This is a genomic window from Maritimimonas sp. 2210JD6-3, from assembly GCF_056591795.1.
Genome location: NZ_JBWQOJ010000009.1, coordinates 83,845 through 94,089 on the forward strand (window position 1 = coordinate 83,845; position 10,245 = coordinate 94,089).

Genomic DNA, 10,245 nt, shown 5'->3' on the forward strand with positions numbered 1-10,245 from the left:
TTACTATTTATGAAGTCGTTTTTTACGCAAATAGTCCAATAACAATTGGGGCCTATCCGTTTGTATCATGTTCACCCCCTTATCAATGTACCATCCGTAGATACTATCGGTATGGGTCAGTGCCATATCATCTTCATATCCCGCATTTAAACTTTCCCAAAGGGAATTGACCCAAACACGGCTACCGTTCATTTTTATGGCATCAAAGCGTTGCAATACCTTAGAGGTATCTTTTGAAAATACGATCTCGAAAGCAACGGGCGTATGTCCATGTTGATACTTCTCGATAATCTCCCACGCATCCTTCTGTTTGTCAAGGTTGACGATGGGCATAAAGACGACCGAATCCAATTTATTACCAAGGTCTTTCCTGACTTCATCGTATGTTTTGTCATAGGCCTTAATGACCACTTGTTGTACTGTACCTGTCTCCTGCATGATTCGATAGGCCTCATCGAAATATCCGTAGCATTTATCCAGGTTTATTAAAATTTTACCTTTCGCTGCCTCCAAAGCTTCCTTTAAAGTTGGTATTCTATGGTGAGTAGTGTGGTTTGCCCCATTCTTCAGATTTAATACTTTTAAACTGTCTAATGTCCATTCTGAGACCAACCCTTTACCTGTTGTTGTTCTGTCTAAAGTTTTATCATGAATCACTACAAGTTGATTGTCCTTGGTTTTACGAACATCAATTTCAACCATATCCACCCCCATTTCAATACAGTTTAGAATGGCTTGTAAAGAATTCTCGGGTGCGTTGCGCCAATCGCCACGGTGGGCGATGACCATAATCTTTTTATCGTTAGCTTCGTTAAGCTTTTTTTTTAACATGGATATGTCAAGCGGTGCTTGTATATTTTCATCCTGTATAGTATGTAAAGGTTCAGTATTATGTTTTTGTTTACATGAAGCAAAGACAGTCATTATTAACAATGAGACTTTAAATGTTCTTTTTATATAATTATTTATCATAGTGTTAAGTGTTAGTTCTTTGAAGCATAAAAACCATATCTCTCCTTCAGGGAAAAGGAATTATCTGGTTTTAGGCTAATGACTTCAAATTCTTCGCCTTTTGGATACACCCTTATAAAGAAATGCCCTTTTTTATGTTTATAGATTTTATCAATTTGATTCCCATATTCATTTTTTATTTCATCTCCAATGAATAATGCAAATACATCCGCATCAGTTCTTAGAAGGTTCTGCTGAACATTCTCGGAAAAATGTGGGTCGTGAAGACTTTGATGTGCAATGACCTGTGGTCTCAACTTTTTCAGGAACAAGGCATTGGAAGCGTCTTTATATCCATGATGATTCAAAGTCATAGCATCTACTTCCCCAATTTGTGTCATCATCTCGGATTCCACATCATAATCAGGGTAATCGTCAACACCAGAAGTGTCACCACCCGCATAATAATCAAAATCACCATATGAGATTTTCAAGACAAGACTAAGAGGGTTTTCATTGTAATATCCAAACTCGTTTACAAATGGCGGATGAAATTCTAACACTTTTGTATGGGTCTTTTGCCCTTTCCAGATTTCATTATTGACCTTTATATTTTGAATGCTGAATTCAGGATAAGACTCTGGGGAGTTTACCATTATAATTTGTTGGTTGCTGCCCCCTAAAAGTTTTTCAACGACTAAACCATCTTGTTTTTGATGCGTTTGAATATATCTGAGATAATTTAGAAACGTGCTGTCCTTTTCATTTGGTTTATGAACCTTTTTATTTCCTGGTTTAAGTCTTCTGTCAACAGGATAATCATAATTGGGATAGTCTCTGTCTATGAGTTTCTTGATGGGCACTAATTCTCCCACTTCGGTTATCCCGGTCAGGTAAAAATCTCCTTTGTCTGATTTTTTTAACCCATCTCTTAACGAACCATAATGGTCTGGATGAAAATGTGAAATTATAGCATAATCAATAGTGTCTTTTGAAGAAAAGGTCTTTACGTACTTTTGAATAATCTGTCCCGCTGTTAAAGAATCCGATTCGAAGGAGGGGTACAAGGGATATTTTTTCCCAGATTGTGCATCGCCTGCATCATAAAGTAATGTGGTACCGTCGGGAAAAACTGTAAAGGATGCATTGCCTTTGCCTGTGTGAATGAAATGAATGTCTAAATAACCCTTTTCCCATTGCAAATTAGAATTGCTTTTGATATTTAATACACCATCACACCGATTATCAGCTTTGTTTTGCTGACATGAATAAATTATAAGTACACAAATGAATGATATGGTATAAAAAGACCTGTTCAAAGACATTCTACTATTATTTAATGAATTTTGGAAAAGTGAAAAGTACTGCCTAATCTTATATAAGATTAGGCAGTGTCTTAAATTGTATTAAAATTTAAAAGTAGTACCTAACCAAATTGAACCTCCGAATTCGGTATCTTCTATTAACAGGTCTCTGCCTCTGGTGAATCCTCGATTAGCATTTGTCAAATTTCTCCATTCGAAAAACAAGGAAAAGTTATCTGTAAGTTGATAATTTGCCGTTAAATCAAATTGGTTAAAAGGCTTCCAATATTGATCATCATTAATAGGATCGCCAGGATTATTGTCATCAGCATTTTTCACATAGCTTCCAACATGATTCCATGCTAGTCTTGCATCAAACTTATCTTTCTGATAAAAAAGTTGAGAGTTAAGAATCGTCGTTGGCAAGGACTGTATACTTCCTGAAAACTGATCTTTCTCTACTTCACGTTTCCCTAAAAGGTAAGTGAAGTTGCTACTTATTCCAAGGTTGCCGAGGAATCCAGGTAGTTCATCTTTGAAATCACTTTTAATTAAATTCAATTCAAGTCCACTAATATCAACTCCCAATGTATTAAATGTTGTTGTAACTGTGTAACCATCATTGGGATCGATGAATTGGTCAGAATCAATATCATCTTTAATATTTTTAACAAAATATCCGAAAGACAGTAAACTGCTTCTGCCATCAAAATAGTATTCAAATTGAACATCAAAATTATCTGCTTTTCTTGGCTTCAAATCCGGGTTACCTATGCTTCTGGTTTCAGCTGCATCATCAACATTCACAACTGGTGCAATTTGTGTATAATTACCCCTACCTATGGCCTGGTAATAAGCTGCTTTAAGTCGTACCTTCTCAGTGACATCTAAAGTAACATTTAAATCAGGGAGCAAATTAGAATAATTACTCTCTTGACTCGTTGTTACATTTTCATCTCGCACCCCATTTATTTCAGGAATTCTTGTAAAGTCCGTTTTGGTATCTTCATACCTCAAACCACCAGTAATTGTAAAATTATTCCCTTTATACGTGGTCATACCATAAAAAGCTGTAACGCGCTCTTCTATTTCAAATCTACTGCCGAGGTTATATCTGTAAGCTCTATTAAAGTCTTCATCAAAAGCATCTATTCCAGTTGTATTTGTATTTTGTGCAACCCAGTTTTCAAAGGCTACATTATCAAACGTAACCAAACCAACATTTCCTCCGTTAAAATTATCGGTGCTATAAAATTCTAAAGGAAAATCAGCAAATGTAATATCTGGCGCATCATCATTGATATTAACACTCATGTCAATTCTGTTATAAACATGGTCAATATTTCTTGAACTAAACCCAGTTTTAAAACCCCAACCTGTTTCATCATTTCCCATGTCCATATTATAGGCATAGTTTAGTTGTGTTACGAAAGCATTTTCATCATCTCTATGTCCTCTACCACCAACATAAAAACTATCCCAGTTTGAAGCATCTGCATAAAAAGCGGGATTATCAAAATTAAAAGAAATATCATCCAAACTTGACCCAATGGTATAAGACCCTGACAGGTTTGGATCCGAGTTAAAATTAAAGCCACCCCAAGGACCATCTTCACCTAAAAAACCATAGGTATATCCTATTTTGGCATCAATCTTACTTTTACCAAAGTCATAATAGGTGTCAAATACAACATTATCCACTTTATGGTCTATTAAAAAATGGTCATACGCCAATTGAACCCTTCCTGCTGTGAAACTACCACCGTCTGGAGTTACTGTACTTTCATCATATTCTAAATTCCTAAATCTATTTTCTATACGAACCTCATCGTCAGATTTTCTGAATGATGTTCCCGAAATTGACATGTAAAAATTATCATTGGGTTTAAATTCAAGTTTTGCAAAACCACCATACCTTTTTATAAGGTTGTCGTATTGCGCAAAATAAAATCTGTTCGGTACCGGCATTGTTGGATCATCGTTTAGGAAATTGTAGTTTCTTTTAGGGGTCTTAAACTCATCCCTATCTTTTCTGTTAAAACTACCTGAAGCAATAAATCCAAACTGTTTGTTCTTGCCAAACTTATAAGATATTGTAGCATCAGTTCTTATTGACAGACCGTTTTTTGTAGCATTGTTTCTAAAACTTTCTGACCTTGGAATATCATCAAAATCATATTTCCCAACTGTGAAACGTCCATTGGCATAAAAATCATCACTACTATCAAAGGCACTTCTAGTCTCTAAATTGAATACCCCTCCTATGGCATTTGCATCTTGTTCAGCCGTTCTTGACTTATATACCTCTATTGTTTTTATTGCTGACGAAGGAATGGTTTCAAAGTTGGCTACCCTAGAACTTCTATCGCCACTAGGTAAAAACATACCATCTATAGTGGCATAGGTAAAAATTGGAGCTAAACCTCTTACGCTTACCTGAGTTGCTTCATCTTCCTGAAATACTGTGTTTACACCTGGTATTCTCCTTGCCGCATCTGCTGCTGCAAAATCTGGCAATCTACCAATATTGTCCTGACTTAAGAACTCTCCAATTACAACTTGGTTTCTTTTAGCTTGAATAGCTTCAACATTTTGCTTTTTATATCCTTTAAGCACTACTTCATCTAAAGCTGCCGCATCTTCTTGTAGCTGTATATTAAACGTTGTTTGGTTTCCAATTGTTATCTCTGTTGTTTGAAACCCGATGTAAGAAACAACCAGAATATTGGCATCTTCCGGAACGTCAAGGCTAAAATTACCATCAATATCCGTAGTTGTACCTATCGATGTGCCTTTGACCAAAATATTAGCTCCTGGCAAAGGTTGACCATTAGTGTCGGTTACCTTTCCATTTATTGACTTTTGAGTTGACGTTGATTTAACCAGTACCCTTTCTTTTACAAAAATAGTTTTGTTCTCATTTACGGTAAGAATAAAATTACTATCTGATAAACTCTTTTGTAATAATTCATTAACAAGAATGGTTCCTTTCTTAAGATGAACCCTAGGTAAGCCATTGAACAAATCAGGTTTATAGACAAAAGAATATTCTGTCTGTCTATCGATCATATCAAAGATTTCTTCAGCTGATACGGTTTTATCAGCATCGATTGTAATTTTAACATTCTGTGAAAGAAGATCTCCAGTTGAGAAGCCAAAAACGGTTGTGCAAAAGAAGAAAATAAAACTTCTCATAATCCATATTCCCGCACTCTTTCTTTTGGATACAAGTGCGGTTCTAAAATTAATTTTCATAAATTTGAATTTTGTGTTAGTTATTAGATTAATTAATACTTCTAAGGGGAAATGAAGGTTAGTTTGTGAGAATTCCGACCGTCTTCCCCTTTTCTATTTTACCTTGTGTTATTTTATACCATATTTTTCTGTTTTTTTAGTTATTGTAATTATTTTTAATCCTGTTTTAACGATACAGTTTTATCTTTTATCTCATAAGTAATATTACTTGAACTGGTAATCGTTTCCATAATATCGACAATACTTAAATTCTTCTTTAACGTTCCACTGAAAACAGTGTTTTCAAGAGGTACACTTTCAAAAACCACTTCAATCTCATACCAACGTGACAGTACTTTCATGATGTCTTTAAGTGATTTATTCTTGAAACTAAACACGCCTTGTTTCCATGATATTTCACGATAAACATCTACTTCAGAAATAGTAGTACTGTTATTGGTAACATTTAATTTTAACTGTTGGTTTGCAATTAAAAACTCCTTTTTACTCATAGTATTTACTGCTACCTTACCTTCCACTAGTGTGGTAAGCAGATTTGCCTCATCTTTATAAGCCTTTATATTAAATTCTGTACCTAATACTTCGACTTCCTGAGCTTGATTCAGCACTCTAAATTTTGATCCATTGTGTTTGGTACTGGGAGATACGTCAAAATAAGCTTCTCCATAAACCAATTCTACCGTGCGTGCTTCATCATCACGAAATGTTACGGGATATTTTAAACGACTTTCTGAATTTAGCCAGACCTGTGTGCCATCTGACAGCTTTACAAAAAACTGACCTCCACGTGGCGTTGTCAAATAATTATAGGCTATTTCTTTGCCAACAGAATTTGAATTGTATACAATCTGTTTACCGTTACTTCTTGCATTTTTGGTATCATAAGTTTCACCTTTCGTTAATTCAATATCAGATCCATCGGCTAATGTAAGTATGGCTTTATCCGTGCCTGTTTGGATAATGTTTTCTATTGGAGATACTATTTGTACTTCATCTGTTTTAAAGCCTTTTGCATCTTTGGTTAAAAAAGTGAGGACAGAAATAACCAAGGCCACCGTGGCCGCGATACCTATATACCATTTCTTATTAAAAGAATAATTTCTTATTCTATCATTAGAATGGGTTTCTTTTATGTTCTTCCATACTTCACTGAAATCTTCTTTGGATGCGGTGTATTCTTTAAACCGAAATTGATGGATGATTTTTTTTGCTAATGCTATGTCCTCTTGTTTTGCTGGATTATCCAATAGCCAATTTTCCCAAAATAAATTGGTCATATGGTCATCTTCCAATATCCATTTTTGGAAATATGCATCTGATGCAAAATCTTCTGCCGAAAAGAATTTATAAATCTTACCTGTCATAATTCAGAAAGGAACTGTTTATATATAACAGGCAGTTTTTTCAAATTTTACCCCATTGAAAAACAACTTTTTTCAAATTATTTTACAATAAACTGAAATTCAGTGCTTTAATGAGAGGATTTGATTGCGGATTTTAGTATGGATAAAGCTCTGGAAATAAGCTTATAAGTAGCTTTTGTTTTTATATTCAGAACTTGAGCTACTTCTTCATAGGAGAGATTCCCGTGAAATTTTAAATAGATAGCTTCACGCTGTCTGTCGGTTAAGGATTGTAATGACTTAGTTAAGATGAACCGTTTTCTATCTTGTTGCTGATTTTCGATTAGCCTAGTTTCGTGGGATATTTCGAATTCAAAACTTCCTTCTAATGATAAATGCCCCCCTTTTCCTAAAGCTCGTTTAATTTTTCTTTTAAGGCATTTTAGAAGATATGGTTTAACTGATTTAATTTTGATGAGTGTTCTTTGGTTCTTCCAGAATTCTGAAAAAAGTTCTTGTATGCTATCTTTTACTAATTCTTTATTTCCACAGATTTGCATTCCATAATTAAAAAGACTATGAAAAAGCCTTTGATAAACCTCGGCATAAAAGCTTTCATAATCGTGGAAGTTCTCAAATGATAGATGTTTATCAGTATAAATTTTATGCTGATTAACATTGTCAAAATTTTGATTTATATATGTTTTTTTGAGTTTCAAATTAAACAAATGTAACAAATTCTAATTAATGGTTTTAAAAAAACACTAGTTGAGAAGATAAGACTAACCAAAGTTATTATTGCATTTGGTTTTTGATATTAAAGAAACTGTTAAAAGGTTTCATTCACATAAACATCGATTTTACCTCACTATGGATTTTAATAAAATTCTGCTTCAAATCCATCGTTGTAATTTCTTTCGGAGATGGTAAATCCCTTTTTATAACGGGAGGTTTAAATCGTACCTTTTTGTCTTTTCCATCAGCAAATACGACAAACTCTCCCTGCTTCAATCTAAAAAAGATTTCAGCCCTACGTTTGGGCACTTCCCTTTCTCCCTTTGTAATTCGTGCGTCCCATGAGAATCCTGTTCCTTTACTAACACTTCGGGTTGGGTTCTTGACAATCTCAAAGAAACGTTCATAATACTTTGCAGTGTCAGGATCATTGACTTTTCCAAAAAACTGATAGGACAGATTACTAAGTATGGCTTTACTTGCCTTTTCGCCATACAACATATCATTTTGAATTTTATCCTGCATCACATAAATCGTAACAATATCATAGCTTCTCAATGTTGCCGGAATGCGGTGCATGTTAAGTAATCTTATGGTCGGTGCTTCTTCCAGTAGAACAAAAGAAGGCAATTGGTTCCGCTCGCTCAGTTGCTTGGTAATGGTGTGTATTATTGTAGCGATAACGGGTGAAAGGGAAGCATCTTTTTTTGGGTTATTGACCACACAAATAACCGAAGGATTTTCAGGATTATTAATATCAAGTGGAATATCATCCGATGATAGTGTCATGAATATCTTTTTCGTACTTATTTTTTTAAAGGCATTGGCCAATGTGCTTTTTACTCCTGCAGTTTGTCTTTCTGATCCTACACCACTGACAAAAGCATCGGCCATAGCTCTCGAAGTTATATTTCCATTCAGGAATTTTATAAGTCCTTTGGTGTTCAATTGCTGGTATATGGCAATCAAATGAGGGATAGTACAATAGTCAGGATAATCCGTTCTCAAACGCCATATAAGTCCACTGATGAGCCCTTCTACGGCATCTTTAAAGAACCGTGAAGTACTATTATCATCGGACTCCTTTGTTTCCAACAGGTTTTCCAACAATACTCGTGATACTTCATATACGCTTTCTTCATCTGGCAGGTACTTTGGAGCAATGGGATTCACCCTCTGATAAATAGGGTCAAAGGACACAATATAGAATTGGTTTTCTCCTTTTTGGAACATGGGATAGGCCATTTCCGTAATCTCAAAATTCTTATAGTCATGGATGACCCCACAGAACCTATGCTTTTTGAAATGCCCCATTAGATTGTAGATGATACTTTCTGTTTTACCACTGCCTGCCGATGCAATAACCGAAATACCCCTTCGGATATTTTCCAATATCAATTTCTTTCCCCTGGTTTTCATGATGACCCTGTATTCCTTTCTGCTTTGGCTGTTTGTATTTACTCCACAATAGGCATAGATGACCACGTTTATAAATTGCAATGGTAAAACCATTAACATCATACCTTTTAATAATGATTGTAAGTCTACCATGTAACTTATGATGATAGTTGCCAAGACCAGGCATAGGAGTACCATCAAAAATCCCTGCCGAACATATTTATTGAATGCATAGGATATTAGCCCTCCCAAGCTCCATGCTGCTATCAGTATATGCATTGGTACATCTGTCATTATCTATTGTTTAAATACCAATGGAACCTGAATCAATGGCTGTTTCCATGCCTCTTTTGAGCTTCATAAGTGCTTTATAGGCGAGTTGTACCTTATTGGTGGGAATGGTCGGTAGTTTCACACCTGCTTTGTACAGTGTTTTCAATGCAACCTGTTTCTCCGTCGTTGGTAATCCTGCTAACATCGCCAAAAACCGTTTAGGGTCTTTATCCAATGCGTTTCTTGCTTTATAACTTTCTACAAAATTCCGTTTGTAGTTGAATGTTCTGTCAATGGTCTTTTCGGCTGCTTCAAAGAACTTGTCCCTATTAAAGCCCTGTTTTATTGTTTTTCCATTTAGGATGGTCTCCGCTTCCTTATGTTGTGATAAAGGGGACAATTTAAAGGTATTGGTCACGTCTTTATGGCTTAGAATGATATGGACATGATTTTGCATGCCCTCTTTTTTCATGCCCCGAACGATGCGTTTACCATCGACCTTGTGTGGGGCATCCCTTTCTAAGCGGTCTATTTCCTTACGGATGCTTTTGATATTACCTTTGGATTCACCTTTCTCAATCTTTCTTATTTCTTTTTTAAGCTCCAGTATTTTTGTTGCATAGGGTTGGTTTTCTCTGATTTCCCTGTCCGAACCTTTATAGCTGCGTTGTTTTTCTATCTTGGCGTAGTATTTTATATCATCAACGGTGACTGCTTTGTTTCTATGAAAAGAAGCTGCATAATCTTTCATCAGTTCCCTGATGTATCGACGTAGTTTTTCAGGGTCGTTTCCTATGGCTTTTAATTCCCCTTGGGAAGGACTCACCACCATGGAATAGAATTTCGGGTCTTTTTTTTTGAGCTTTGAGGTATTGTGGTCTATTTCCGTGATAACTTCTTCTGGATTTATCTGATCATGGTTTTGGTCAAAGAAATACTCCTGAAGTTTCTCACTTCTTTCCTCATTTTCCTTTTCAAGATAGTTG

7 protein-coding genes are annotated in these 10,245 nt (G+C 35.4%); all 7 read right to left on the reverse strand.

The window, feature by feature from the left end; translation table 11 throughout:
- Positions 1 to 3 precede the first annotated feature (3 nt).
- Positions 4 to 972, reverse strand: coding sequence for a glycerophosphodiester phosphodiesterase family protein (locus AC1EUY_RS06315; protein ID WP_480194664.1), 969 nt, complete (start codon positions 970 to 972; stop codon positions 4 to 6).
- Positions 973 to 983: 11 nt separating this feature from the next.
- Complete coding sequence (locus AC1EUY_RS06320; protein WP_480194665.1) at positions 984 to 2,276, reverse strand: ComEC/Rec2 family competence protein; 1,293 nt, start codon at positions 2,274 to 2,276, stop codon at positions 984 to 986.
- Positions 2,277 to 2,357: 81 nt separating this feature from the next.
- Positions 2,358 to 5,510 carry a TonB-dependent receptor gene (locus AC1EUY_RS06325; protein ID WP_480194666.1) on the reverse strand — a complete coding sequence of 1,051 codons (3,153 nt, stop codon included), beginning with the start codon at positions 5,508 to 5,510 and terminating at the stop codon, positions 2,358 to 2,360.
- 155 nt (positions 5,511 to 5,665) lie between these two features.
- Complete coding sequence (locus AC1EUY_RS06330) at positions 5,666 to 6,874, reverse strand: FecR family protein (RefSeq protein WP_480194667.1); 1,209 nt, start codon at positions 6,872 to 6,874, stop codon at positions 5,666 to 5,668.
- Between the two features lie 107 nt (positions 6,875 to 6,981).
- Positions 6,982 to 7,572 (reverse strand): RNA polymerase sigma factor, encoded by a 591-nt coding sequence (locus AC1EUY_RS06335; protein WP_480194668.1) that lies wholly within the window; start codon positions 7,570 to 7,572, stop codon positions 6,982 to 6,984.
- 124 nt (positions 7,573 to 7,696) lie between these two features.
- Complete coding sequence (locus AC1EUY_RS06340) at positions 7,697 to 9,280, reverse strand: type IV secretory system conjugative DNA transfer family protein (protein ID WP_480194669.1); 1,584 nt, start codon at positions 9,278 to 9,280, stop codon at positions 7,697 to 7,699.
- Between the two features lie 10 nt (positions 9,281 to 9,290).
- The coding region (gene mobB / locus AC1EUY_RS06345; RefSeq protein ID WP_480194670.1) for a MobB family relaxase at positions 9,291 to 10,245 on the reverse strand (955 nt) is incomplete at its 5' end.